We start from the raw sequence: 25743 nt of genomic DNA on the forward strand, positions 1-25743 counted from the left end.
AGGCTGTTTCTTGCTAGACTTCTTGCAGACGCAATCGATAGCCAATTTGATAGTCGCAGGAGGCCATAGGCATGTGCAATGTTTCGCTCAACGGTACTCAACCGTCCGATGCGTCCCTGCGCGTCCTGCGCGCGCTTGAGGCGGCTGGTCTTGAGGCTTGGTACGTGGGCGGTTGGGTGCGCGACGCCCTGATGGGGTACCCCAGCCACGATGTTGATATGTGCTGTAGCGGCCTGTGGCAGGAGTCCAAAGCGGCGCTCGAGGCCGCCGGCATCGCGGTTGTGGAGTCGGGCATTAAATTTGGCGGAATCACGGCTATTTCCGATGGCGAGCGTATCGAGGTCACCACGTACCGTCTGGATGGCTTTTACACCGATGGTCGCCATCCCCAGAGTGTGGAGCGTGCCGCCTCGCTCGAGGACGATCTGGCGCGCCGCGACTTTACCGTCAATGCCATGGCCTGGCATCCCGAGCGCGGGCTTGTCGACCGCTACGATGGCCAGGGTGACTTGGAGCGCAAGCTGATTCGCGCTGTCGGCGATCCCAAGCGTCGCTTTAACGAGGACGCCCTGCGCATGCTGCGTGCGGTGCGCTTTGCCTGCCGTCTGGACTTTATGATTGAGCCCGAGACCAAGCGTGCGCTTGCCGAGTGCGCGCCGCTGCTCGAAGCCGTGGCGCGTGAGCGTGTGGGTATTGAGCTCGAGGGCATTCTTTCGACCGGTCATGGGGGAGACGCGATGCTCCGCTATCCCGAGCTCATCTGCGCCGCCGTGCCCGAGTTGGCAGCGGGTCGCGGGTTTGATCAGCGCAGTGTCTATCATGCGTTTAACGTCTACGTGCATATCGCCCGTGTGCTGACGGTGGCGGGGGAGCTCGCGCTGTGTGACGGCGTCGCGCCCTCGTCGAGCCTTATGTGGGCGGCGTTTTTGCACGATGTGTCCAAGCCCGAGTGCTTCACGGTCGATCACGCCGGCAGCGGACACTTCTACGGTCATCCCGAGCTCGGCGCCAAGAAGGCGCGCGTCATTATGGATCGCCTGGCCCTCTCGCACGACTTGGTGCGCGACGTGTGCCTGCTCATCAAATACCATGACAAGCCGCTGCGCCCCGAGCGCTCCTGCCTGCTCAATATGATGCGCGCGCTTTCGGGTGAGGGCGTCGACACGGCCCGCCTGATTGACGAGCTCATGGACCTTAAGCGTGCCGACACACTTGGCAAGGCCCCCTCGTGCTTCTATTATGTTGAGACGATTGAGGAGATGCGCGCGCTGGCGCACGAGCTGCTGAAGGCAGGGGAGCCCTATACGCTCAAGATGCTCGCCATCAACGGCGGCGACCTGATCCGTGCCGGAGTCAAGCCCGGGCCGGAACTGGGTCAGCTTCTCAACTCCGCCCTCGACGCCGTGATCGAAGACGATATTCCCAACGAGCGCGAAGCTCTTTTGGTTCATCTCAACTTGAATTAGCTACCAAGTTTACCTGCGTATTCCATAACCTGCCGACAATTTTTCGGCAATTTGGAATTTCTTCTTGCGCTGACGTTTTTTGTCCCGTAATATATTTCCTCGCAGCACGGCAGTGCAGATGTCATGTGGCCCGTTCGTCTAGCGGTTTAGGACGCCGCCCTCTCAAGGCGGAGATCACCAGTTCGAATCTGGTACGGGCTACCACGCATCTGATACCCGGACTTCCTATGGAAGGCCGGGTTTTTTTATTTTCAAACAACCGTCTGCAATTCCCGTTTGAACCAGAGCTTTGCGTTCTGCCTATGGCCCTTACGGGTACAATATCCAAGATATTTTGACTGTTAGAAGGAGTCTCATGACGGAGTCCTCTCAGCATACGTCTAAGCCCCAGGTCGAGGTTGAGGCCTCGGGCGGAGATGACAATAAGAGCGCACGCCGCGGCGCCATCTTTATCGGCGTCGTGCTGGTAGGTTATATCGTCTATCTGGTGGTAACCGGGCAGATGGGGCAGTTCTGGGCCGCTATGTCGAGCGTCCAGGCGTCATGGCTCGTTGTCGCGTGTCTTTGCATGTTCATGTACCTGTTCTTTGGCATTGTGGCCTATGCGATCGCCGTCTGGCTCGATCCCAATTCGCCCGTCGGCATCCGCGACCTGATCTCGGTCGAGGCGAGTGGCATCTTCTTTGGTAACCTGACGCCCATGATGATGGGCTCCACCCCGGCTCAAATCTATCGCCTGACCAAGGCCGGCCAAAACGTGGGCGAGGCCGGCGCCACGCAATTCACGCGTTTTATCGTGTACCAGTTTGGCCTCGTTGCCTGGGGCGCTATCCTACTGCTTGCTCGCATGCCGTTTTTTGCCGAGCGCTATGGCGACATGACGTTGCTGTGCGTCTTTAGCTTTGGTGGGCACTGCTGCATCTTGCTGGGCATCTTCGCCGTCGCGCTCATGCCTAAGACCGTCACGCGCGTCGCCCATTGCATCATCAATTGGCTTGAGCGCATTGGTGTCTCGGCCACTAAGATCGAGGGATGGCGCACGTTTGTCGATGGCGAGATCTACTCCTTCTCCGAGAAGTTCAAGCTTTCAGCCGGACATTTTTCTTCCATGCTGCTCACGGTGGTCATCACCATGCTGCAACTCGCGTTTTTCTATCTGGTGCCGTATTTCCTGATGCTTGCCTTTGGCCACCACGAGGTCGACTTTTTCTCGGTCATGGCCGCGAGCGCCTTTGTCCAGCTGCTGAGCTCTGCGGTCCCCCTGCCCGGTGGAACTGGTGGCGCTGAGGGCGGCTTTGCATTGTTCTTGGGTCATTTCTTTGGGTCGGCTTCGACCGCCGGCTATCTGCTGTGGCGCCTCATTACGTTTATTGCGCCGACCATTTTGGCCGCGCCTCTGCTGGGGCTTAAGAGCGCTCACAACGAGAGCATCCACGCACGCTGGGATCGTCTGATGCGCAAGCTCGGTCGTACGCCTCAGACGCCGTCTAAGCCCGCCAAGCCCCATCCCGTGACTGCTGTTACCGTTGATCCCAATCAGCACACTCAGAAGGCTTCTGGGGCCGTCAAGCCGGCGCGCAAGGCCTATGTACGCCAGACGGGCGACGGCATTCGCGTGTCTCCGGCTGCCCTGAACAAGAAAAAACATCCTAAGGAGCAGTAGGGCAGTCGTGCGTTCTTCATGATGCGGGGCATATTTGTGCTGCATGGGGGATAATCCTCTTACGTAGATTATCTCTCATCTGTTGATGAATGCTCGCATATCGAAGGGACACGCCCATGGCAACCAGCAAACCGCGTCTTGACCGCCGCATCGTTCGCAGCCGCAATGCCATCCTTTCCGCTTTCGAGCGCCTGCTCATGGAAAAGCCGCTGGCAGACATTACGGTGAGTGCCATCGCGCGCGAGGCCAATGTCGACCGCAAGACCTTTTACGTTCACTTTGGCACGGTTGACGGCCTGCTCGATGCCATTGCCGTCGATGTGGTGGAGATGATTGTCGACTCGGTCGAGAAAACGCTTGCTTCTATGGACGGTGACACCAGCGAGCGCGCTCTTGGCGCGGCGGCGACCTTCTTTAAAACCGTTAATGAGGCACTGTGCAACAACTTAGTGCTCAATCGTCAGCTGATCGAGAATATTCCGCTCGATGATTTCATGGCTCGTCTTCGTGCGCCGCTCGAGCACGAGATTGCCGAGCGCGATCTGCTGCCCCAAGGTCTCAAGGACGAGATGTTCGACTACTATCTAGCGTTTTTGCTGTCGGGTATTATCGGTATCTATCGCACGTGGGCGCTGTCTGACGGCTCGGTTCCTATCGAGCGCGTCTCTGAGGTCGCCAACGATCTGACTCTCAATGGTCTGTCGAGTCTGGAATCTCGCTTGGATTAGGCCTAGTTGGGCTCGTCGGCGTGGAAATTCCTGTTCCTGAGGTTCTCCGGCGCCTTGGAGACCTTGCCGGCGTAGGAGCTGTAGCCTGAGGATCCTTAAAAGAAAGTCCAGTTTATCCTTCCCACTCCAATTTTGGAATCCTCCGATGCGCCTTCGCACGCTCGCATGACCTCGATACCATGCGAGCGTGCAAACTCGACGAGCTCTGCGTTGCGGGCGTTTATGGTGCCGAAGGCGGCGGGGCACACGATAAGGCGCGCGCAGTGGACGAGGAGCTCTTTGGCGCGGGCTATGGTTTTATCCCCGATCGGCTCGAAGGCGCGCTCGGCCACGCATTCCGTCGCCAGGTCGCGCGCGAGCTCGCAGTCGATGTCCCCTTCGTGCAGAACGCCCGCGTAGAACGCCTTGCCCTGCCGGATGAGCTGGCGAAACACAGCTGACCCCGTACCTGCGCCGGCGATGACGAACGTGTGCGCATCGCCGTGTGGGCGCCCAATTTCCACGCTGCCGAAGCGCTCGTTGAAGGTGCCATGTTGAAGGCCGTAGAGCTCGCCAATCGTCTCGCGCGTGAATATGTCCTCGGGTGCGCCGGCGCGGAAGACCCGACCGTCCTTCACGCAAATCACCTTGTCGGCGCTTTTCTGCGCGAGCTCGAGTTCGTGGATGGACATGATGACAGCCACATTCTGCGATTTCGCAAGGTGGCGAAGTATTCGCAGCAGGTCGATCTGGTAGCGGATATCGAGATATGATGTGGGCTCGTCGAGCACGAGCACACGCGGATCCTGCGCGATGGCGCGTGCGAGCATGACGCGCTGGCGTTGCCCGTCGCTTATCTGCATGAAGTCGCGTTCGGCGAGCTCTTCCACATGTGCGGTTTTCATGGCCTCGTCGACCCGACTATGGTCGTCAGGCGAGAGTGTTCCCATTCGCCCGGTGTAGGGATGCCTTCCCGCCTCTACGATATCGCGGCAGGTGAGGAGTTCGGTCCGGGGGCGATCTGTCAGCATAACGGCAAGGTTCCTTGCGAACTCCGCCGTCTTCCATCGGGAAATCTCCCGCCCGTCGAGCTCGACCGCGCCGGCAAGCGGTGCCAGATGGCGTGTGATGGTTTTCAAGATGGTCGACTTGCCCGAGCCGTTCGGCCCGATGAGCGCCACGACGTCGCCCGTGCGAACCTCCAGATCGACGCCTTCGACTACGACCTTCTTGTCGTAGCCCGCCGACAGGTCACTTATGCGGAAAAGCGGCGCTCCGTCAGCCTGCGTTTCGAGCGGGGTTTCGAGGTTCGACTCCGCTCGGAGCGTTTTGGGCCGCGGCACAAATTTCCCCATCTACCTCACCCGCTTCTTCAACATGAGCGCGATAACCACCGGCGCGCCGAAGATGGCGGTGACGGCGCTGATGGAAAGCTCGACGGGGGAGAACAGCGTGCGCGCGATCAAATCGCAGCCCGCGCAGAAGATGGCGCCTCCCAAGAAGCACGCAGGAATCACGCGGATGGGCTTCGACGACTTTAGCGCCGACTTAACGAGATGCGGAACCGCGATGCCTACGAACGACACCGGACCAGCGAACGCGGTCACGCAGGCGGAGAGCATGCTCGCTAGAAGGACGAGCACCACGCGGAAGCATGAGACGTTCACGCCGACGCTTTTCGCGTAGGCTTCTCCCAGCTGGAAGGCGGAAAGGGGCTTCGATATCGCGAATACGCATGCGCTCACGGTGATCACCACGACCGCGATGACCGCGACGTCGTCCCAGCTCGAACCCGAGAAGCTACCCAAGGACCAGTTGTGCAGGTTCACGATGGACTGGTCGTCGGCGAAGGCGATGAGGAAGTTCGTCGCCGCCGAGCAGATGTATCCCACCATGACGCCCGCCACGATGAGCATGGCCATAGAGCTTATGCGCCGTGCTATGAGGAGCACGAAGCCGATGGTGATAAGCGAGCCCAGAAACGCTGCGGCCACCATGGCCGGCGAGGACATGGCCTGGTTCGCGCCCAGAAGTACGATCATCGTAAGCGCGACGACGAACTTTGCGCCCGAGGAGACGCCCAAGATGAACGGGTCGGCGATGGGGTTGTTGAAAAACGTCTGCAGCAGGAACCCGGAGAGCGAAAGTGCCCCGCCGAGAAGCACGGCTGAAAGCACGCGCGGCAGACGAATCTCCCAGATGATCTGGATTTCCATGGAATTGGCCGCGCCTCCCGAAAGGATGCCGGGGATGTGGTCTGCGGGCACGAGCACGCTCCCGATGCACAGGTTGGCCCCGACGAGCACGATGAGGGCAACAGCGAGCAGCGCCGTCACGACGCGACACCGCGCGGCGCGCCCCGATTCGTCGTATGTCATGGAAAGCCGGCTTCTCATGGCGCTAGCCGAGCTTCCTCAGATAATGGAAGTTGCTCGCGTCATCGCCGGTGAACGCCCCGTGCAGCTCGTCGATAATGTCGGCGGTGGAAGTCATCTGCTGGTACATGTCGGCGCTTGTGACCCAGACGTTGCCGTTCTTCACGGCTTTGAACTGCGACAATAGCGCGTTTTTGCCTACGAAGTCGTTCAAGGTGGCAACCGATTCGTCGATGGTGCCGTTGTAGACGATAATGTCGGCATCCTTCGCCGTCGCGTAGAAGCGCTCCATTTCGAGCGTTACTGACGAACCTGACGTCGACGCCGTCTGCGCGTCATCGAGCGCGTAGTTGCCGCCTGCAAGCTCGATCATCTGCGCCACGTAGTCGCCCGCCCGCCGCGTGACGGCGGCCCCGTTCGAGTTAATGTAGAAATACGCCACGGTTTTACCTGACGACGCGAGCCTCGACGTTTGCTCGACGCGGGCCTTCTGCTCGTTGAACAGGTGCGCGGCCTCGTCTTCCTTGTCGAACAGGACGCCGAAAAGCTTAATCCACTCGACGCGCCCGAGTGCTTCGGGCTCGCTCGACGACTGTTCGGTGAGCACGACGAGCCCGAGCTTCTGCAGCTTTTCCTTCACATCGGGCGTGTGGTTGATCATGGTGTTCTCGATGGCGAGCGTGCAGCCCGAGGCCGATATTCGCTCGTAGTCGGGCGCGCTGTACTTGCCGCCGTAGGCGATCGCCCCACTTTCGAGTGCGCTTTTGAAGCCCGCGACCGAGCAATCGTCGGCCTTCGTGCCCGACATGAGGATGTTGTCGTTCGCATCGAGCGCGTCGACCAGGCACATCGTCGCCGACGACACGAGGTACACCTTGTTGGCGGGACGCCTTATGACCGCGATGTCGGAGCTCAACCCATCAGGTACCTTTGCATCTTGCGGTACCACGAGGAAGCGCTCCCCGTTCGAAATGCAGATAAGCCGCAGGCCGCCTTCGTACTCGTCGACAGTGAAGTGCTCGGCGTATTCAAGCTGAAGCGCCCCCGTCGGCTCCCAGCCGCAGCCCAAATCGGCGTTGTGGAAGTCGGCCGCGGCGCTTGAAGCCGTTCCCGCAGGGGAGCCGCCGCTTGCATCGTTGCCCGATTTCTCCTTCATGGTGGATGAGTCGAAGTGGAGCGTGTAGTCGATGGTGTGCGGCGTCGACATGGCGACGGTCTCGGCCGACACGGCGATGTCCTCGTCGAGCGTGACGGGTATCTCGAATGTGGAGTTGCCGCCGTCGTTTACGGGCGCGTAGTCCACGCCGTTGACGGTCATTTTGTCGTAGTTCGAACTCGACCAGGTGATGGTCGCGGTGTAGGTGTCGCCATCCTTCACAATTGTGGTGGGTGAGGCGATGCTTGCGCGCCCTGACCCGCCGGAGAGCGAGACGCTCACAGTGTATTCCTGAGAGCCTGCCGTGCCACCGGTCGCGTTCGGGCTCGCACTGCACCCCGCGAAGGGAAGCGCGAACAGGGCGACGAGAACGCAGGCGATCGCGCGCACCGCGATGCTGCGACGCTTCCTGCTTTCCCCCTTGGGAAGAATCGACCGCATGGCGTTACTTCAGTGCGTCGGCGCGCAGATCGACGCCGGCGGATTCGAACACGAGCGTGCGGTCGTACCACTGCTCTTTTCTAATACTCCACGCGGCGCAGGCGGTGTCCTCGTCGAGCGCTTCAACGGGCACGTCGTAGGTGTACTTGCCTTCCGCGTTTTCCACATAGGGGATGAAGTCGGCCTCGCTCGCGGCGGCAGCCTCGTCGCCCGTGCCCATGAAGAGCTTGCCGTAGCCCGTGCCGGAAAGTGTCATCACGCAGTGCATGGAGCCGTTTTCCACGATGAGCTGGGCATCCACAATCCTGAACATGTTCGAGCTGGAATCTACGGTGATCGGATAGGTGCCGTCGGCCACCTTGTCGGCGGTGATGGGGGCAGCGCTTGCGCCCTCGGGCGCATCGGCCGCCTGCTCGGTCTTTTCCTGGGAATCGGCATCGCTTGCCTTTGCGCTGTCGATTGAATTTCCGCCGCAGCCGGCGAGCGAGAACGCGAAAAGCGCCGCCGACAGGGCGAAGGCGAGGGTTTTCTTCAACATGGAGGGGGTTCCTTTCAATCGCTTCGACCGCCCGCGCCGTGCGGTGGGCGGGCGGGATGCGAATGCAACGGGCATGCGCCGTCGGTCGGGGAAGGCGCATGCCCGTTGCACGGGGACGCGACCGGCGCCCCCGTGCGCGGCGAGTTTACAGCTTGGCGATGGCGTCGTCCACGTGCGCGACGTAGATGTCGTCGACCGCGACGTTCTGTCCCAGACCCTGGAGCAGGCACGTCACTTCGAAGCCGGCAGCCACGAACTTCGCAGCCCAGCTGTCGGGGTCGGTCTCGTCTGCCATGTCGTTGTTCGCGTGGTCGCCCGCGACCACCATGAACGGCGCGAGCACGGCCTTCTTGTAGCCTGCGGCGCTCGCGGCGGCGATAACATCCTCGCAGGTCGGTTCAGCCTCGACGGTGCCGACGAAGAACTGCGTCAAGCCCTCGTTCTTAAACACTTCCTGCATCTTGGCATAGTCGGCGTTGGAATCGGCTTCGGTGCCGTGGCCCATGAGGCACAGCGCCGTCTTGCCGTCGTCGAAGGACGCCATGTTCTCCTTAATGGCTGCGGCCACCTTCTTGTAGTCGTCGTCGGAGGTGAGCAGCGGGTCGCCGAGCGAGATTTTGTCGAACTTGTCGGCGTACTTGTCGAGCTCGTCTTTCACGTCGGTGTATTCCAGGCCACCCATGAGATGCGTCGGCTGCACGACGATTTCCTTCACGCCGTCTTCCACGCAGCGGTCGAGCGCCTCGGTCATGTTGTCGATCGTGATGCCGTCGCGCTTCTTCAGCTTGTCGATGATGATCTGCGCGGTGAAGGCACGGCGGATGTCGTAGTCCTGCCAGTACTTCTCGCGGATAGCGTCTTCGATGGCGCCGATGGTGATGTGGCGCGAGTCGTTGTAGCTCGTGCCGAAGCTCGTGACGAGGATGACCGGCTTCACGGCCTTCTCCTTTTCACTCGATTTCTCGGAACTCGCGGAGGTGTTGGAGCAGCCCGCGAGCGCGACTCCGGCGAGCGCGACGACTCCGGTTGCTGCGGCGCCCATGAAGCCGCGGCGTGACATCTGGTCGGACATGGTTTTTCCTTTCCTCGGTTTGCCGGTCCCCCGGCGACAGTTGCTTGTCGGCACAAGCGAAAGAAAAGCGCACCCCTCGGGGTTCACAAGGAGCTAACGCCACGGCGATGCCGTGAGGAAAAGGCGAAGCAGTCTGGCTTGGGGCGCGAGGCGGTTCGCCCGCGCGTCCTATACAGTAATGTCCCTTGCCCAGGATTCCCACCTGGTTCCCTCCGCAAGCCAGCGCAGGCTGTGCGGGCGCCGCGCCGGTCATTTCCTTTTATCCGATTGTCATATGCTCGTTGCCGAAACTTTTACTATGATAGTGGGCACTTGTGAACGTGTCAAAGCCAGGGCGGGCGGCATTGCGCCTCCTGCCTGCGTATTTGCGCCGATTGCCGCCGCAGACGCCGTGTTTTGCCCGCTGCGCGAAGGGCGGCGTAAACGGTTGCGATGAGAAACGGGAAGGGAAGGCTCGGATGATTCATATCGTTGGCGCAGGCTCGGGCGCCGCCGACCTTATCACGCTGCGCGGGGCGCGCCTTCTGCGCGCGGCCGACGTGGTCGTTTGGGCGGGAAGCCTTGTGAACCCCGAGCTGCTCGCTGAGTGCAAGGAATCCTGCATCGTCTACGACAGCGCGCACATGACCTTGGAGGAAGTGCTCGACGTGATGTGCGCGGCGGATGCGCGGGGCGAGGAAGTGGTGCGCCTGCACACGGGCGACCCGTGCCTGTACGGCGCCATCCAGGAGCAGATGGACGCACTCGACGCGCGCGGCGTGGACTACGAGGTGGTGCCCGGCGTGTCGAGCTTTTGCGGTGCCGCGGCGGCGCTTCGCCAGGAATACACGCTGCCGGGAATCAGCCAGTCGGTCGTGATCACGCGGCTTTCCGGACGTACCCCCATGCCCGCGGGCGAGGGCATGCGCACCATGGCGGAAAGTGGCTCGACTATGGTCATCTTCCTGAGCTCGGGTATGCTCGCCGAGCTTTCCGCCGAGCTTTTGGCCGCGGGCCGCAGCTCCGACGAGCCGGCCGCGCTCGTGTACAAGGCGACCTGGCCTGAGGAGCGCGTGGTGCGATGCACAGTGGGCACGCTCGCCGATGCGGGCGCGCGAGAGGGCATCGACCGCACGGCGCTCGTGGTGGTGGGCCGCGTGCTCGGAGCTCGCGGCGGGTTTTCGCACAACGGCGCGCAAGCAGAGTCGTACGAGCGCAGCAAGCTTTACGACCCTTCGTTTGCCACGGGGTATCGGAAGGCGAGCAGCTAGCGTGGCCTTCGAGCACTACATATATACCGGGACGACCCGCCTGCGCTGCGGCTACACCACGGGGAGCTGCGCCGCGCTCGCGGCGAAGGCGGCCTGCGAGATGCTTTTGTCACGAAAGCCCGTCGGCCGCGTGTCGATCGTCACCCCCGGCGGGCTGCCCGTCGAGGCGAACGTGGTCGACGCATGCATCGGCGAGGGGTGCGCCCAGTGCGCCGTGCGAAAGGACGCAGGCGACGATGCCGATGTGACTGACGGCGTACTCGTGTACGCGCACGTGGAACATGCGGGGTCGGGCACGGGTGCTGCGGGCAGCAAGGACGTGCCCGCGCGCGAATCGGAAGTTTCCGTCGATGGCGGCGTGGGCGTGGGGCGCGTGACATTGCCCGGGCTCGAGCAGCCGGTGGGGGCGGCCGCCATCAACGCGACGCCGCGCGCGATGATCACTTCGGCGGTGCGCGAGGTGTGCGCCGCGCACGGCTTTTCTGGAAATATTGCTGTGACGATTTCGGTACCCGAGGGTGTTGCCCTTGCCAAAAAGACCTTCAACCCGCATCTGGGGATAGAGGGCGGCATCTCCATCCTGGGCACGACGGGCATCGTCGAGCCGCGCAGCCTCGCTGCCTTGCGCGACAGCATCGAGCTCGAGATCCGGCAGCATGCGGCTATGGGGCGGCGCGGAGTCGTGCTCACGCCCGGCAACTACGGCGGGCAGTTCATCTCGGGGCATTTCCACCTAAACGGTGCGCCGGTGGTCTTCATCTCCAACTTTGTGGGCGATGCGATTGACTGCTGCGTTCGCGAGGGATTTACCAATGTCCTTCTTGTGGGACACATCGGCAAGTTGGTGAAGGTCGCGGGCGGCATCATGGACACCCATTCGCGTACCGCCGACTGCCGCGCGGAGATTCTGGCCGCCCACGCGGCCATGGCCGGCGCGGGCGCGAAGACCGTGCGCGAGATCATGTCGTCCGTCACGACCACGGCGGCGCTCGAGGTAATCGAGGCCGCCGGCGTTGGGGACGCTGCGCGCGCCTCGCTCGCTGCGGCAATTGAGGACAGGTTGCGCCGCCGCGCGGCGGGCGCATGCGACATCGCCGCGGTCGTGTTCGACGCCGAGCGCCGCGAGCTTTTCCGCACGTCGGGCGCCGATGCAGTTATCGGGAAATTGGGGGCGACGTATGAGTAAAGGCGTTCTGTACGGGGTACGCCGTGCAATCGGCTGGCCGGGGACGAAGGTGGTCATGAAGGCGCGCCGCTCGCTTGCGGACACGAAGCGCTTCCTTTGCGAGGAGGGTGCCTTCGACGGTGCCGAGCTTGTAGAGGACTGTGGGCTTCCGGGCGAGCGCGTGTACCGCTCGCTCGACGATGTGCCCGATCGGGGCAGCTACTTCTCGACGATGGTGGTGCGCTAGATGAGGGTTTCCTGCATAGCGTTCACTGAGAGGGGGTATGCGTTGGCGGTGCGCACCGCACACGCGCTTTCCGATTGCGCGCAGACAGGTGAAGACGACCCTGGCTGGGACGTTTCCGTTTCGCGCGGGTTCGGCGAGGGGAAGGCCGACCTGCGCGCATGGACGGCGCTCGCGTGGGAAGCGTCGGACGCGCTTCTGTTCGTGGGCGCGGCGGGCATCGCCGTGCGGGCGATCGCGCCGCATGTCGCCTCGAAGGCAAACGATCCCGCGGTTGTGGCGATCGACGAGGCGGGGCGCTTTGCCGTCCCGCTTTTGTCGGGGCATTTGGGCGGTGCGAACGAGCTTGCGCAAACTGTGGCACGCGCGGCAGGGGCCATCCCCGTCATCACCACGGCGACCGACGTCCGCGGCGTGTGGGCGGTGGATACGTGGGCGCGCTGTGCGGGGCTCGCCGTTTCGAATCCCGAGGCCATCAAGCGAGTGTCGGCTCGGCTGCTTTCGGGCGGGCGCGTGGCGCTCTATTCCGACATGCCGATTTCGGGACAGCCGCCTGAGGGGGTTGACATTGCGTCCGACCGCGCTCGGGCCGATATCGTCGTGTCGCCGTTCGCTGGCGCGAATGCAGGTGCGTCCGTTCGTGCGACGGAGACAACGGGCGAGGTCGTGCCCGCCGGTGAGACGGGGAAGCCGGCGGGCGTGCGGGCGCAGGCGCCTGCGCCCGAGCCGCTTCGCCTTGTCGTGCCCTGCATCGTTGCGGGCATAGGATGCCGTCGCGGTGCGTGCGCCGAAGCGATCGAGGAGGCGTTTCTTCTCGCGTGCGGGCAGGTGGGTATCTCGCCTTCGGCCGTGCGCGAGGCGGCGACGATCGACGTGAAGGCGCACGAGGAGGGTCTGCTCGCCTTCTGCTGCGCGCGCAATATCCCGCTTGCGACGTATTCCGCAGAGGAGCTGTCGCAGGTCGAAGGCAGCGTTTCGCCATCTGATTTCGTGCGCGCGACGGTGGGGGTCGACAACGTGTGCGAGCGGGCAGCGCTCGCGGAGGGGGGCAAACTTATCTTCCCGAAGCTCGCTCACGGCGGCGTGACCGTCGCGTTTTCCAAGGTAACTATTAAACTTTCGTTTAAGGAGCGGTGATGGGAAAGCTCTTCGTGGTGGGAATTGGCCCGGGCGGCCCCGACGGCATGACGATTGCGGCTCGGCGCGCGCTCGAGGCGGCCGACATCGTTGTGGGGTACACGAAATACGTGGAGCTCGCGCTCGCCGCCGTGCCCGACGCGGCGCATCTCGCGACGCCGATGATGCACGAGGTCGAACGGTGCCGCCTGGCGCTTTCGCGCGCGCAGAGCGGAGAAGCAGTGGCGCTCGTGTGCAGCGGTGACGCGGGCGTGTACGGCATGGCGAGCCCCGTGCTGGAGCTTGCGGAGGACTACCCCGATGTAGACGTGGAAGTTATCGCCGGGGCCACCGCGGCTCAGAGCGGGTCGGCGGTGCTTGGCGCCCCGCTTGCCCACGACTTCGCGGTCGTGTCGCTCTCCGACCTGCTCACGCCGTGGGAGGTCATCGAGCGCAGGCTCGCCGCCGTGGCGAGCGCCGACTTCTGCATCTGTTTGTACAACCCGCGCAGCAGAAAGCGCGCCGACAGGCTCTCGCGCGCGGCGAAGATTATGCTCGAATGGAAGGCCCCCGACACGCTCTGCGGCTGGGTACGCAACATCGGGCGCGAGGGGCAGCAGTCGGGCATGTGCAGGCTCTCCGAGCTGGGGGAGTTCGACGCCGACATGTTCACCACCGTGTTCGTCGGCAACGCGGACACGAAGCTCGTAGGCGGCCGTATGGTCACGCCGCGCGGGTATCGGGAGATTCCATGCGAAAGGTAACGATCATCGGGGCGGGGCCCGGAAACCCCGACTTGCTCTCGCGCGCGGCGCTCGACGCGATCGACATCGCCGACGTGGTCATCGGCGCTCATCGCGCGCTTGCCGGCATCGACGTGCCGCCCGACGTGGTGAGATGCGAGCTCGTGAAGACGGCGGACATCGTCGCCGCGCTCACCGATGCGGCGTCGTGGCAGCGCGCCGTGGTCGTGATGACGGGCGATGTGGGGCTGTTCAGCGGCGCGCGCCGCCTGGTGGAGGCGCTCTCCGGCGACGCGCAGGTGGACGTGCGCATCATTCCCGGCATAAGCTCAGCGTCGTATCTCGCCGCGCGCCTCGCGCGTCCATGGCAGGATTGGCGCTTCGCGAGCGCTCACGGCGTGGCGTGCGACATCGTGGCCGAGGCCGAGCGCTCAGGCGAGCTCTTCCTCGCCACGTCGGGCGGGGACGACCCCTCGCGGCTTTCGGGCGAGCTTGTGCAGGCGGGCTTCGGGGACGCGCGCGTGACGGTGGCCGAGCGCCTGTCGTACCCCAACGAGCGCATCACCTGCGCGACCGCAAGTGAAATCGCAGGTCATACGTTCGACGACTTGAACGTGATGCTTATCGAGTTCGCAGGCGGCGCCGGGTCGCCTGTGGGCTCTAGCGCAGCCTCCGAGGCGCCGGCCGGCGCGTCCGCGCCCGCGGCGGCTTCTTCCGCGGCGGACTTTGCGGGCGCATCCCGCGCCGCGAGCTCCCGCTGGCCGTACGCTTCCTCGGGCATTCCCGACGAGCTTTTCATCCGCGGCGACGTTCCCATGACCAAGCAGGAGGTGCGCGCCGTCGCGCTCGCGAAGCTGCGCCTTACCGCGACCGACACCGTGTGGGACGTCGGCGCCGGCACGGGGAGCGTGTCGATTGAGGCGGCGCTCGTCGCGCGAACGGGGTCGGTATGGGCGGTCGAGCGCAACGCGGCCGGCGTGCGGCTCATCCGAGAGAACGCGGATGCATTCGGGTGCGGCAACGTGCATGCGATCCCCGGTGTCGCCCCCGAAGCGCTCGCGAAACTGCCCGTCCCCGACGCCGTGTTCGTCGGCGGGAGCGCGGGCGAGCTTCCCTCCATCGTGGAGGCGGCGCTCGAGAAGAACTCGCAGGTTCGCCTGTGCGTGCCATGCGTCACCGTTGAGACGCTCACCGAGGCGTGCGCGCTCCTCTCGGGTTCGCGCTTTAAGGGGTTCGAGGCGTGCCAGGTGTCGGCCGCCCGCGCCGAGGCTGTAGGCTCGCACCATCTTATGAAGGCGCAAAACCCCGTGTTCCTCGTCAGCGCGCGTGGTGCAGGTGGGGAAGGCGGCGCCCGGTGAGCACGACCATCCCGCGCTTCATGGTCGCTGCGCCCTCGAGCGGGAGCGGCAAGACGGTCGTTACGTGCGCGCTCCTGCGCGCGCTTGCGCGCCGCGGCCTCGCATGCGCGGCCTTCAAATGCGGCCCCGACTACATTGACCCGCTCTTTCATCGCCGCGTCGTGGGTGCGCGCTCGGGCAACTTAGACGGCTTCTTCACCGACGCCCCGACGCTGCGCGCCCTGCTCGCACGCGGCGCTGCGGGCGCGGATGTCGCGGTGCTCGAGGGGGCCATGGGCTTCTACGACGGCATGGCGCCCGGCGTGGCCGATGCGAGCAGCTACCAGGTTGCGCGCGACACGGAAACGCCGGTCGTTTTAGTGGTGAACGGGCGCGGGGCGTCTTTATCGCTCGCCGCCGTAATCCGCGGCATCGCCGAGTTCCTGCCTTGTGCGAACGTGCGCGGCGTCGTGCTGAACAAGACGAGCGCCGCTGCCTGCGCCTACGCGAAGCCTGCGATCGAGAAGCACACGGGTGTCGCGGTTTTGGGGAATATCCCCGCCGACGATGCGTTCTCGCTCGAAAGCCGGCATTTGGGGCTTGTGACCGCCGACGAGGTCGAGCAGCTCTCCGCGCGCATCGACAAGATGGCCGAGCTGGTGGAAAAGAGCGTCGACGTCGACCGCTTGCTCGAAATAGCGGCGACGGCACCCGATATCCGCGAGGAACCTTACCGGTTGGAGCCGATCGCGGGAGCGCGGCCCATCGTCGCCGTCGCACGTGACGAGGCGTTCTCGTTCTACTACGAGGAGAACCTGCGCGCGCTCGAGGACCTGGGTTGCGAGCTGGCCTTTTTCAGCCCCCTGTGTGATAGCGAGTTGCCCCGGGGGACAAGCGCCCTCTATCTGGGAGGCGGCTACCCGGAGCTCCATGCGCGGCAGCTCTCCGAGAACGCGCCGATGCGCGAGGCGGTGCGGCGTGCGGTGGAATCCGGCATGCCGACGGTTGCCGAATGCGGTGGGTTTCTGTACCTGCAGCGCGAAATCTCCGATAGCGAGGGGCGGCGCTGGCCTGTTGCGGGCGCCCTTGAGGGCGCAAGCGAGAACGGGGGAAGGCTGTCCCATTTCGGGTACGAGGAGCTCACTTCCCAACGCTACGGGCTCTACGGGCCGCGCGGCACACGCATCCGCGCGCACGAGTTCCACTACTGGCAGTCCACCTGCCCGGGCGGCGACTTCTGGGCGCAAAAGCCCCGGCGCGACAAGGGCTGGCCGTGCATGACGACCACCCCGGCCCTGGTTGCGGGCTTCCCGCATGTGTACTATCCTGCGAACCCCGACGTTGCGCGCGCGTTCGCGTCTGCCACAGCGTCGTTCGCAGAGAGGAGACGGCATGGCTGAAGCAACCGAAACCGCGCTTGCCTGCATCCGCGAGGAAGTCGAGCGCGCGTTCTCGTCGGCGCCGGGCGCCGTGCTCCAAGCCGCGCTCTCCCGGATCGCGCCCGCAGATGAGTGTGCCCGCGCCGCCGCGTACGCCGCGTGGGATTCCATCGCGCATCCTTTGGGGGGATTGGGCGACTTTGAAGACGTCGTCGCGCGTATCGCCGCAGCTCAGGGGAGCGCCGAGGTGGCCGAGTTTCCCCGTGCGCTCGCGGTATTCTTCTCCGACAACGGGGTCGTTGCCGAGGGCGTGTCGCAAAGCGGGCAAGACGTGACGCGAGCCGTCGCGCGCAACATGTGCGAGGGGGCCACGAGCGCCTGCCGCATGGCGGCGTTCGCGGGTGCCGAGGTCGTGCCCGTCGACGTGGGTATGGCCCGGGGCATAGAAGACGCTCGCATGGTGCGCGCGAACGTGCGGCGGGGGAGCGGCAACATCGCGCACGGCTCCGCCATGTCTCGCGATGGGGCCGTGCGCGCGATCGAGGTCGGAATCGCCGTCGCGTGCGGGCTTGCCCGCGCCGGCGTGCGCCTTCTCGCCGCGGGCGAGATGGGCATCGGCAACACGACCACCTCGGCGGCGGTGGCCGCAGTGCTCATCCGAGCGGACGCGCGGAGCCTCGTCGGGCGCGGCGCGGGGCTCTCGGACACCTCGCTCGCGCGCAAGCGCGACGTGGTCGAGCGCGCTATCGACGCGAACTCGCCCGATCCCGCCGACCCGATCGACGTGCTCTCGAAGGTGGGCGGCTTCGACATCGCGGCGATGTGTGGCTTCTACCTGGGGGCCGCGGCCTCGAAGGCGCCGGCGCTCCTCGACGGGGTCATATCCTGCACGGCGGCCCTGTGCGCGGTGCGCCTGTGCCCCAACGCCTTGGGCTACCTCGTGGGCACCCACGCATCTAGCGAACCCGCAAGCCAGGAGCTCCTTCGCGAGCTCGGCATAAAGGCACCCCTCGACGCAGGCATGCACTTGGGCGAGGGCGCGGGCGCCATGGCGTATCTGCCCCTTCTGGATTCGGCGCTGCGCGTGTACCGGGATGGGAAGACGTTCACGGCGACTGGCATGGCTGCTTACGAGCATTTCGAGGCCGGGAAATGACGGTGACGTTCGTTATCGGCGCCGCCGCGAGCGGCAAGAGCGCCTATGCCGAGTCCCTGTGCCTCGGGCACGACGGCCCCCGCGTGTACCTGGCAACGATGGAGCCCTTCGGGGAAGAGGGCACCCGCCGTATCGCGCGCCATCGGGCGATGCGCGAGGGCAAGGGGTTTTCCACCCTCGAGCGCACGCGTGACGTGGGCGCCGCAGTGCCCGGGCTTCCGCGCGGCTGCACGCTTCTTTTGGAGGACGTGGGCAACCTGGTTGCGAACGAGCTCTTCGCGGAAGGCGGCTTGTCCCCACGTGACCCCGACGCTGTGGCGCGCGAGGTGCTCGGAGGCATCGAACGGCTCGCTCAGGCCGCTGCGCATACGGTGGTGGTCACCGTCGACGTGTTCGCCGATGGGATGCGCTACGATGAGGGGACCGAGGTATGGAGGCGCGCGCTCGCGCGCGTGAACGCGGGCGTGGCGGCGCTGGCCGACCGTGCAGTCGAAGTGGTATGCGGGATTCCCGTGTGGATGAAAGGCGAAGGACCTACAAGGTGAAGATAGCAGAGGCAATCGGCGCGGCGTTCGGAACGTTCTCGCGCATCCCCGTCTCGAAATCGGCCTGGACCGATTTCGGATCAACCCATGCGCTTGCCGCGTTTCCCCTGGTGGGCCTTGCGGAAGGCTTCCTCATGACGTCGTGGGGGTACGTGGCGAACCTGCTCGGCGTGCCCGCGACCATCGTCGCGGCCGTGCTCGTGGCGCTGCCTGTGGCAGTGACGGGAGGCATCCACCTAGACGGGCTCTGCGACACCTCCGACGCGCTAGCAAGTTGGGCCCCGCGCGAGCGAAAGCTCGAGATCATGCACGACCCGCGGGCGGGCGCCTTCGGGGTCATCGGTGTTGTCGTGTACCTTATTCTGCAGTTTTCCCTGTTCACCGCACTGCCGCTTACGGCGGGGACGTTCCTCGCGCTTCTGTGCTCGCTCGTGTTCTCCCGCGCGCTTTCGGGGCTCGCCGTTGAATGCTGGCCTGCCGCGCGGGCGGACGGCATGGCCGCGGGGCTTTCGCCTGCGAAGAAGCGCGCGGCGATCGTCGTGCCGCTTTGCGCTTTTGCTGCGGCTTCGGCTGCAGGGATGGTCGCGTGCGCTCAGGCCGTCGGCGCCCTTATGGCGGTGGCGGGGCTTTTGGCGCTCGCGTGGTACCGCCATGTTGCCCTGTCCCGCTTCGGCGGGGTGACGGGGGATTTGGCTGGATGGTTTCTGCAATGGGCCGAGCTCGCGATGCTTGCCATGCTGGTGGCGGGGGGCATGCTCCTATGATGCTCGTGGTAGGTGGCGCGCGTTCGGGGAAGAGGACCTTCGTGTGCGAAAGGCTCGGGTTCGCGGCGGACGATTTCGTCGACGCGGCGCAGCTTGCGGAGGGCGGCGTGCCCGCGGCTTTTGCCGGCCGCGTCGCGTACCGTGCTGAGGAACTCGTACGCGCGCTCGACGCTGACCGGGCGCTCGAGCGGCTGATCGGCTTCGACGCAGTGATTCTGTCCTTGGTGGGCTCGGGGGTCGTCCCCATGCGTGCGGAAGACGCCCAATGGCGCGAGCGTGCGGGGCGCCTGGGATGCGCGCTCGCTGCGCGCGCCGACGTCGTCGTGCGCATGACGTGCGGGATTCCCCAGGTCATCAAAGGAAACCTTGCCGATGCGCCTCGAGGGACGCAGGGCGCGGTCGCGCCTTTGGAAGTCGTCTTCGTGCGCCATGGTGCCACAGCGGGCACGGAAGACCGTCGCTACAGCGGGGCGGGCACTGACGAGCCCCTGTCGAGCGCGGGCGAGCGCGCTTTGCGCAACCTCGCGTGCGATCGTGACGTGTACCGTGTTATCACGAGCGGCATGGCTCGCGCCGACCAGACGGCGCGCATCCTCTTCCCGAACGCGGAGCTTATGGCGTGCCCCGGTCTGCGCGAGATGGATTTCGGCGACTTCGAGGGGCGAAGCGCCGCTGAGCTTAAAGAGGATGCGCGCTACCGCGCCTGGGTAGACTCCTGGTGCGAGACGCGCTGCCCGCATGGCGAGGGCAAGAGCGATTTCACCCGCCGCGTCGTCGCGGCGTTTCGGGAGGCGTGCGAATCGGGGTGTGCCCAGGGGAGTGGGCGCGCCGTCTTCGTCGTTCACGCGGGTACCGTGAAAGCGCTGCTTTCCGAGCTTGCTGTCCCGAAAATGGAATACTTCGACGTGCATACCGAGCCGGGCGGCGCATGGGCCGCCACCTGGGATGGGCGCTGCCTTCGCGACGTTCGCCCCGCTTCGGGGGGCGATGCCCGGTGATGACGATTCTTGCCGTCGCCGCCGGGTTCGCGGCCGACCTTGCCTTCGGCGACCCGCGCTGGCTTCCCCATCCCGTCGTCGCCATGGGGCGCGCGATCACGTGGGCCGAAGGCCGCCTGCGGGGCGCATTCCCGCAAACGTCCGCGGGCACGCGCGCCGCAGGGCTTGTGCTCGCCGTGGCGCTTCCGCTTGCGTGTGGGCTTTTGACCTGGGGAATCCTGCATCTTTGCGGCATGGTTCACCCCGGCTTGCGCTTCGTGGCCGAGGCATGGGCGAGCTATCAGATTCTCGCGGCATGCGAGCTACGCCGCCAGAGCCTGGCCGTGGCCAGCGCGTTCTCGAAGGGCGGCCTTGTCGCGGCGCGCGAAGCCGTCGGGCTCATCGTGGGACGCGATACGTCTGTTCTCGACGAGCAGGGCGTCGCGCGCGCCGCTGTGGAAACGGTGGCGGAGAACGCGAGCGACGGCGTCATTGCGCCGCTTTTATACCTTTTGATCGGAGGTGCACCCTTGGGCATGGCGTACAAGGCGGTGAACACGCTCGACAGCATGGTGGGCTACAAAAACGAGCGCTACATCGACTTCGGCTGCGCCTCGGCGCGCCTCGACGATGCAGTGAACTGGATTCCCTCGCGCTTATCGGCTCTGCTCATGATCGCCGTGTGCCCGATTGTTGGGCTCGACGCGCGCGGGGCGGCGCGCATCTGGCGCCGCGACAGGCGTCGCCATGCGAGCCCCAACTCGGCGCAGACCGAGTCAGCGTGCGCGGGCGCGCTCGGGCTGCGCCTGGCGGGACCCGCGGTGTATTTCGGCAAGCTCGTTGAGAAACCGACGATAGGCGACGCGTCCCGCGAAATCGAGTGGGGCGACATCGCCCGGGCGACAAGGCTCATGCTCGCCGCGTCCGTATGCGCGCTCGTCGTCTTCGGTGCCGCGCGTGCGGCGGTCGTGGTCGCCGTGGGGGCGATGGCATGAGGGAAGACCATGCCGCGCCCCGGGCTGCCGGGGGAATCCTGCGCGCCCGTGCGCATGGGGGTAGCACGCAATCGCTCGGCATCGCTTGCGAAGGGGACGCCTCCGACCTCATTGACTTCTCGGTGAACGTGAATCCGGCAGGTCCCTCGCCGCGCGCCGTCGCCGCAGCTTGCAAGGCGCTTTCTCGAATCGACGCCTACCCCGATAGGGAAAGTCTCGCCCTCGTTCGCGCCCTAGCGCGCGCCCAGGGCATTCCCGAAGATACTATCGTCTGCGGCGCGGGCGCGTCCGACATCATCTGGCGGCTCGCCGCGGCGGTGCGCCCGAAACGTATCGTCGTGTGCGCGCCGACGTTCTCTGAATATGCGGAGGCGGCATCGTACTACGGCGCATGCGTGCAGGAGTTCCCGCTCTCCGAAGCGGACGACTTCGACGTGCCCGCCTCCTTCGCCAGCGCGATCGAGGGGCCGGGAGACGTGGCGTGCCTCTGCAATCCGAACAACCCGACGGGGCGCCTCGTCGACCCCCGCGTGATCGATGCCGCGGCTTGCCGCTGCGAGCAGGTGGGTGCGCTGCTCGTCGTGGACGAGTGCTTCCTCGGATTTGCGCCCGACGCCCGCGAAAGGAGCGTGGCCGCACGCGCCGCGTGTTCGCGCCATGTGGCCGTGCTCTCCGCGTTCACCAAGCTCTACGGAATGGCGGGGTTGCGGTTGGGATATCTGATCAGCGGAAACGCCCAACTCATCGAGGGGATTCGCCGGGCGGGGCAGGCGTGGCCCGTCTCCTCGGTCGCCGAGGCCGCGGGCATCGCCGCCCTGGAAGACGTTGAATACGTCTCGCGCACGCGCGATGTATTGGCGGGCGAGCGAGCGTGGCTTTCCCACGAGCTCTCCTCGCTCGGGCTTTCCGTCGTGCCGTCGGATGCGAACTTCCTTTTAGTCCGCACGCCGGCGAAAGACATCCCCGAGCGCCTGTATAAACAGGGGGTTTTGGTCCGCACGTGCGACTCGTTTTCGGTACTGTCCCGTTACTGGTGTCGCGTCGCGGTGCGCACGCGCAAGGAGAACGCCCGGCTTGCGATGGCGTTCAGCCGCGTGCTTCGGGCGGAAGGCGCATCGGGCGAAGGCGAACCCGACGAATGGGGCGGCGCTTCTTGCAGCGACGCTATGGCGGGCGCGGATGGCCGAGGCTCGGCGAAGGAGGTCGATACCCGTGGGTAGGGCGAAGCCCTTCATGATTCAGGGCACCATGTCGAACGCGGGGAAGAGCCTGCTTGCGGCGGGGCTGTGCCGTGTGCTTTCGCAGGACGGCCTGCGTGTGGCTCCCTTCAAGAGCCAGAACATGGCGCTCAACAGCGGTGTCACGTCCGACGGCCTCGAGATGGGGCGCGCCCAGATCATGCAGGCCGAGGCGTGCGGCATCGCGCCCGACGTGCGCATGAACCCCATCCTGCTCAAGCCCGAAAGCGACCACCGAAGCCAGCTTATCGTGGCCGGCAAGGCGCAGGGAGCCTTTGCTGCGAGGGACTACTTCGCGCGAAAGAAGGCGCTCATGCCGCAGATTTTGGAGGCGTTCGATTCGCTCGCGGAGGAAAACGACGTCATCGTCATCGAGGGCGCCGGCAGCCCCGTCGAAATCAACCTTGCCGAAAACGACATCGTCAACATGGGGCTCGCGCGCGCCGTGTCCTCCCCCGTGCTGCTCGCGGGCGACATCGACCCAGGCGGGGTGTTTGCCCAGCTCTACGGCACGGTCGCGCTCCTTGCGCCCGAGGACCGCGCGCTTTTGCGGGGGCTTGTGGTGAACAAGTTCCGCGGCGATGCGGAAATCCTGCGCCCGGGTTTGGCCCCGCTCGAGAAGATGTGCGGGGTTCCCGTCGTGGGGGTCGTGCCGTATCTTACGCTCGACCTGGACGACGAGGACTCGCTTGCGCCGCGCCTATCTGCCCGCGAGGCGCGCGGCGTCATCGACGTCGCCGTCGTGCGCCTTCCGCATCTGTCGAACTTCACCGACTTCGACCCGCTTTCGCGCGTGCCCGGCGTGGGCGTGCGCTACGTTTCCTCGACGACCGATCTGGGCCGACCCGACCTGGTGGTGCTCCCCGGCTCGAAGACCACGCTCGACGACGCGCGCTGGCTTGCGGCTAGCGGCATCGGAGCCTGTGTACGCGCGCTTTCGGGCGCGGGCACGCCGGTGCTCGGCATATGCGGAGGCTACCAGCTTTTGGGAGACGAGCTTTCCGATCCGCACGGCAGGGAAGGCGCTGGCACCGCGCGCGGGCTCGGGCTCATCCCTGCAAGTACGGTGTTCAAGGAGGAAAAGCGCCTCGCCCAGTCGGAGCTGCGCATCACGGGCGCCCAAGGCGCGTTCTCGGTGTGGAACGGCATGACGGCGCGCGGGTACGAGATTCACGACGGCGAAACGACCGTTTCCTGCGCCCATGCGGGCACGATTGGCGGCAAACCAGAAGGCGCGGCCTGCGGAAACGTGTTCGGAACCTATCTCCACGGCCTGTTCGACGAACCGGGGGTGGCGCTCGCCCTCGCGCGCTCGCTCGCGCGCATGCGCGGCCTGCCCGAGAGCGTCGTGGGTGCTGCGGGCGCGGCGTCCGCGGCCGATCACCGTGCGCGCGAGTTCGACCGCCTGGCCGACGTCGTGCGCGGAGCGCTCGACATGGAGTATGTCTACCGCATTATCGAGGAGGGCGTATGATCCACGTGTATCATGGCGACGGCAAAGGCAAGACCACGGCGGCGATGGGCCTCGCCCTTCGCATGCTCGCCGCAGGCCGCCGCGTCGTCGTCGTGCAGTTCCTGAAAGACGGCGAAAGCGGGGAGGCGCGCCTGCTCGCCGAGCATTTCGGCGTGCCCGTGTTCGCGGGGAAGGTGTCGGACAAGTTTACCTGGTCGATGTCGTCGGAAGAACTTGCCGCTACGTGCGAGCTGCACGATGGGAACCTCGCTTCCGCGCTTGCCGAGCTCGAGGGCGCGCAGGAGGGGCTGCTCGTGCTCGACGAGGCGCTCGATGCGCTTTCGAAGGGGCTTGTCGACGAGGCGCTCGTGGACCGCGCGCTCGATATGTCCGCGCGCGGCGTCGAAGTAGCGCTCACCGGGCGCGCGCCTTCCCGCAAGATCGTGGAGAAGGCCGACTACATAACCGAGATGCGGTGCGAGAAACACCCCTACGCTCAGGGGATATGTGCAAGGGAAGGAGTGGAGTACTAGATGGATTCCAAGGAGATGGCGCCCGGCGACATCGAGCGGCGCAGCTTCGAGATCATCACCGAAGAGCTCGGCGGCCGCACGTTCCCGCCGCTCGAAGAGCCCGTCGTGAAGCGCGTCATCCACACCACTGCCGACTTCTCGTACGCCGATTCCCTCGTGTTCACCCATGATGCCGCGCACTGTGCGCTCGACGCACTGCGCGCAGGGGCCACGGTGCTCACCGACACGAACATGGCGCTCGCAGGCATAAGCAAGCCCGCGCTCGCGAAGATCGGCTGCAAGGCCGTGTGCTACATGGCCGACCCTGATGTCGCCGCGGCTGCGCGCGCCGCGGGCACGACTCGCGCCGTTGCGAGCATGGAAAAAGCTTGCGGCATCGAGGGTCCGCTCATCGTGGCCGTCGGCAACGCTCCCACAGCTCTTCTGCGCCTCGCCGAGCTCATGGACGCGGGGAAGATCGCGCCTGCGCTCGTCGTTGGGGTGCCGGTCGGGTTTGTGAACGTGGTCGAGGCGAAAGAGGAGCTACTCGCGCGACGCGTGCCGGCCATCGTCGCGAGGGGTCGCAAGGGCGGTTCGACCGTGGCGGCCGCCATTATGAACGCGCTGCTCTACCAGATCACGCGCCCAGGCGGCCCGAAGTGACGGCGCCCGCATCCGCGCCGGCGCTGCGCATCTTCGCCGGCACCACCGAGGGCCGCCTCCTGTGCGAATGGGCGAGCGGGGCGGGCATCCCCGCCCGTGCCTACGCGGCAACCGAGTACGGAGGTGAGCTTTTGGGCGAGCTTCCGGGCATCGAGGTGCATGCGGGCAGGCTCGACGAGGCCGACATGGAGCGCGAGCTTTCCGGCGCGCGCATCGTCGTCGACGCTACGCATCCCTTTGCTACGCTCGCAAGCGGCAACATCCGGGCCGCTTCGCTCGCCGTGGGTGCACGATGCCTGCGCCTTGCGCGCCCGGTCGAGGCGCTGCCCAAGGGCGTCGTTTCGGTCGCGTCGATCGCCTGCGCGGCGCGCTTTCTCTCCGAGAACCCGGGTCGCGCGCTTCTCACGACGGGGAGCAAGGAGCTTGCTCCCTACACGCGCGTCGCCGATTTCGCGGAGCGCTTCTTCGTGCGTGTGCTCCCGCTGCCCGGTGCTATAACGAAGTGCATCGACGCGGGGTTTTCGCCATCGCACGTCATCGGCATGCAGGGGCCCTTCACCCGCGAGCTCAACGAGGCGATGCTTCGGCAGGTGGGCGCACAGTGGCTTGTGACCAAGGACTCGGGAACCGTAGGTGGCACGGCCGAGAAGATCGCTTCCGCGCGCGACGTGGGAGCGCGCTGTATCGTGGTCGCCCGTCCCGCCGAGGGAGACGGGGCCCTTTCGCTTCGGGAAGTGGAAGACGCGCTCTTACGGGAGTTCGCGCGCTAGGCGCTCGCCGCGCCTGCG

At 65.4% G+C, this 25743-nt stretch carries 25 protein-coding genes and 1 tRNA gene; 21 read left to right on the forward strand and 5 right to left on the reverse strand.

Annotation, left to right across the window (positions count from 1 at the left end; translation table 11 throughout):
* The first annotated feature begins 71 nt into the window (after positions 1-71).
* The 4 genes from LK493_RS05300 (at position 72) to LK493_RS05315 (ending at position 3857) form a co-directional block, all read left to right on the forward strand.
* The gene (locus LK493_RS05300; protein ID WP_035138209.1) at positions 72-1466 is read left to right on the forward strand and encodes a CCA tRNA nucleotidyltransferase; all 1395 of its coding nucleotides are present in this window, start codon (positions 72-74) and stop codon (positions 1464-1466) included.
* 127 nt (positions 1467-1593) lie between these two features.
* A tRNA-Glu gene (locus LK493_RS05305) sits at positions 1594-1670 on the forward strand.
* Positions 1671-1821: 151 nt separating this feature from the next.
* Entirely contained in the window at positions 1822-3129 is a 1308-nt protein-coding gene (locus LK493_RS05310; RefSeq protein WP_227790363.1) for a lysylphosphatidylglycerol synthase transmembrane domain-containing protein, read from the forward strand.
* Between the two features lie 116 nt (positions 3130-3245).
* Positions 3246-3857 carry a TetR/AcrR family transcriptional regulator gene (locus LK493_RS05315; protein WP_055309485.1) on the forward strand — a complete coding sequence of 204 codons (612 nt, stop codon included), beginning with the start codon at positions 3246-3248 and terminating at the stop codon, positions 3855-3857.
* Positions 3858-3952: 95 nt separating this feature from the next.
* On the opposite strand, the gene LK493_RS05320 is transcribed toward LK493_RS05315, so the two are convergent.
* The 5 genes from LK493_RS05320 to LK493_RS05340 form a co-directional block, all read right to left on the reverse strand.
* Entirely contained in the window at positions 3953-5191 is a 1239-nt protein-coding gene (locus LK493_RS05320; RefSeq protein ID WP_227790364.1) for an ABC transporter ATP-binding protein, read from the reverse strand.
* Entirely contained in the window at positions 5192-6214 is a 1023-nt protein-coding gene (locus tag LK493_RS05325; RefSeq protein WP_055309484.1) for a FecCD family ABC transporter permease, read from the reverse strand.
* Between the two features lie 22 nt (positions 6215-6236).
* A complete protein-coding gene (locus tag LK493_RS05330; protein ID WP_227790365.1) occupies positions 6237-7808 on the reverse strand; it encodes an ABC transporter substrate-binding protein in 1572 nt (523 codons plus the stop codon).
* A 4-nt stretch (positions 7809-7812) separates the two neighbouring features.
* A complete protein-coding gene (locus tag LK493_RS05335; protein ID WP_035138217.1) occupies positions 7813-8346 on the reverse strand; it encodes a hypothetical protein in 534 nt (177 codons plus the stop codon).
* Positions 8347-8491: 145 nt separating this feature from the next.
* Positions 8492-9418, reverse strand: a complete 927-nt coding sequence (locus tag LK493_RS05340; RefSeq protein WP_227790366.1) for a sirohydrochlorin cobaltochelatase — start codon at positions 9416-9418, stop codon at positions 8492-8494.
* Positions 9419-9876: 458 nt separating this feature from the next.
* Here LK493_RS05340 and cobM point away from each other — a divergent pair, with 458 nt between their 5' ends.
* Genes cobM through cobK form a run of 17 tightly spaced genes read left to right on the forward strand, consistent with a single transcriptional unit; the run spans position 9877 to position 25725 of the window.
* Positions 9877-10668 carry a precorrin-4 C(11)-methyltransferase gene (cobM, locus tag LK493_RS05345; protein WP_161161413.1) on the forward strand — a complete coding sequence of 264 codons (792 nt, stop codon included), beginning with the start codon at positions 9877-9879 and terminating at the stop codon, positions 10666-10668.
* A gap of 1 nt (position 10669) precedes the next feature.
* A complete protein-coding gene (gene cbiD, locus LK493_RS05350; protein ID WP_225093541.1) occupies positions 10670-11854 on the forward strand; it encodes a cobalt-precorrin-5B (C(1))-methyltransferase CbiD in 1185 nt (394 codons plus the stop codon).
* Positions 11847-12080 carry an SAM-dependent methyltransferase gene (locus LK493_RS05355; RefSeq protein ID WP_187359579.1) on the forward strand — a complete coding sequence of 78 codons (234 nt, stop codon included), beginning with the start codon at positions 11847-11849 and terminating at the stop codon, positions 12078-12080. The genes cbiD and LK493_RS05355 overlap by 8 nt, the downstream gene beginning before the upstream one ends.
* 48 nt (positions 12081-12128) lie before the next feature.
* Positions 12129-13214, forward strand: coding sequence for a cobalt-precorrin 5A hydrolase (locus tag LK493_RS05360; RefSeq protein WP_227790401.1), 1086 nt, complete (start codon positions 12129-12131; stop codon positions 13212-13214).
* Positions 13214-13957: a precorrin-3B C(17)-methyltransferase gene (gene cobJ / locus LK493_RS05365; RefSeq protein WP_227790367.1), complete on the forward strand. Its 744-nt coding sequence runs from the start codon at positions 13214-13216 to the stop codon at positions 13955-13957. Before LK493_RS05360 ends, cobJ begins: the two co-directional genes overlap by 1 nt.
* Positions 13945-15294: a precorrin-6y C5,15-methyltransferase (decarboxylating) subunit CbiE gene (cbiE, locus tag LK493_RS05370; RefSeq protein ID WP_227790368.1), complete on the forward strand. Its 1350-nt coding sequence runs from the start codon at positions 13945-13947 to the stop codon at positions 15292-15294. The genes cobJ and cbiE overlap by 13 nt, the downstream gene beginning before the upstream one ends.
* Positions 15291-16673, forward strand: coding sequence for a cobyrinate a,c-diamide synthase (locus LK493_RS05375; protein ID WP_227790369.1), 1383 nt, complete (start codon positions 15291-15293; stop codon positions 16671-16673). Before cbiE ends, LK493_RS05375 begins: the two co-directional genes overlap by 4 nt.
* On the forward strand, positions 16666-17808 hold the full coding sequence (gene cobT / locus LK493_RS05380; protein WP_227790370.1) for a nicotinate-nucleotide--dimethylbenzimidazole phosphoribosyltransferase: 1143 nt from the start codon (positions 16666-16668) through the stop codon (positions 17806-17808). The genes LK493_RS05375 and cobT overlap by 8 nt, the downstream gene beginning before the upstream one ends.
* Positions 17805-18353, forward strand: coding sequence for a bifunctional adenosylcobinamide kinase/adenosylcobinamide-phosphate guanylyltransferase (locus tag LK493_RS05385; RefSeq protein ID WP_227790371.1), 549 nt, complete (start codon positions 17805-17807; stop codon positions 18351-18353). The genes cobT and LK493_RS05385 overlap by 4 nt, the downstream gene beginning before the upstream one ends.
* Positions 18350-19117 (forward strand): adenosylcobinamide-GDP ribazoletransferase, encoded by a 768-nt coding sequence (locus LK493_RS05390; RefSeq protein WP_227790372.1) that lies wholly within the window; start codon positions 18350-18352, stop codon positions 19115-19117. Before LK493_RS05385 ends, LK493_RS05390 begins: the two co-directional genes overlap by 4 nt.
* Positions 19114-20115: a histidine phosphatase family protein gene (locus LK493_RS05395; RefSeq protein ID WP_227790373.1), complete on the forward strand. Its 1002-nt coding sequence runs from the start codon at positions 19114-19116 to the stop codon at positions 20113-20115. Before LK493_RS05390 ends, LK493_RS05395 begins: the two co-directional genes overlap by 4 nt.
* Entirely contained in the window at positions 20115-21089 is a 975-nt protein-coding gene (gene cbiB, locus LK493_RS05400) for an adenosylcobinamide-phosphate synthase CbiB (protein ID WP_227790402.1), read from the forward strand. Before LK493_RS05395 ends, cbiB begins: the two co-directional genes overlap by 1 nt.
* Positions 21086-22309: a pyridoxal phosphate-dependent aminotransferase gene (locus LK493_RS05405; RefSeq protein WP_227790374.1), complete on the forward strand. Its 1224-nt coding sequence runs from the start codon at positions 21086-21088 to the stop codon at positions 22307-22309. The genes cbiB and LK493_RS05405 overlap by 4 nt, the downstream gene beginning before the upstream one ends.
* Positions 22302-23801: a cobyric acid synthase gene (locus tag LK493_RS05410; protein WP_227790375.1), complete on the forward strand. Its 1500-nt coding sequence runs from the start codon at positions 22302-22304 to the stop codon at positions 23799-23801. Before LK493_RS05405 ends, LK493_RS05410 begins: the two co-directional genes overlap by 8 nt.
* Entirely contained in the window at positions 23798-24313 is a 516-nt protein-coding gene (locus LK493_RS05415; RefSeq protein WP_227790376.1) for a cob(I)yrinic acid a,c-diamide adenosyltransferase, read from the forward strand. Before LK493_RS05410 ends, LK493_RS05415 begins: the two co-directional genes overlap by 4 nt.
* A complete protein-coding gene (locus LK493_RS05420; protein ID WP_227790377.1) occupies positions 24314-24955 on the forward strand; it encodes a precorrin-8X methylmutase in 642 nt (213 codons plus the stop codon). It begins immediately after the preceding gene.
* Positions 24952-25725, forward strand: coding sequence for a precorrin-6A reductase (gene cobK, locus LK493_RS05425; RefSeq protein ID WP_227790378.1), 774 nt, complete (start codon positions 24952-24954; stop codon positions 25723-25725). Before LK493_RS05420 ends, cobK begins: the two co-directional genes overlap by 4 nt.
* Positions 25726-25743 lie beyond the last annotated feature (18 nt).

This window comes from Collinsella aerofaciens, assembly GCF_020709435.1.
Lineage (GTDB): Bacteria > Actinomycetota > Coriobacteriia > Coriobacteriales > Coriobacteriaceae > Collinsella > Collinsella aerofaciens_AU.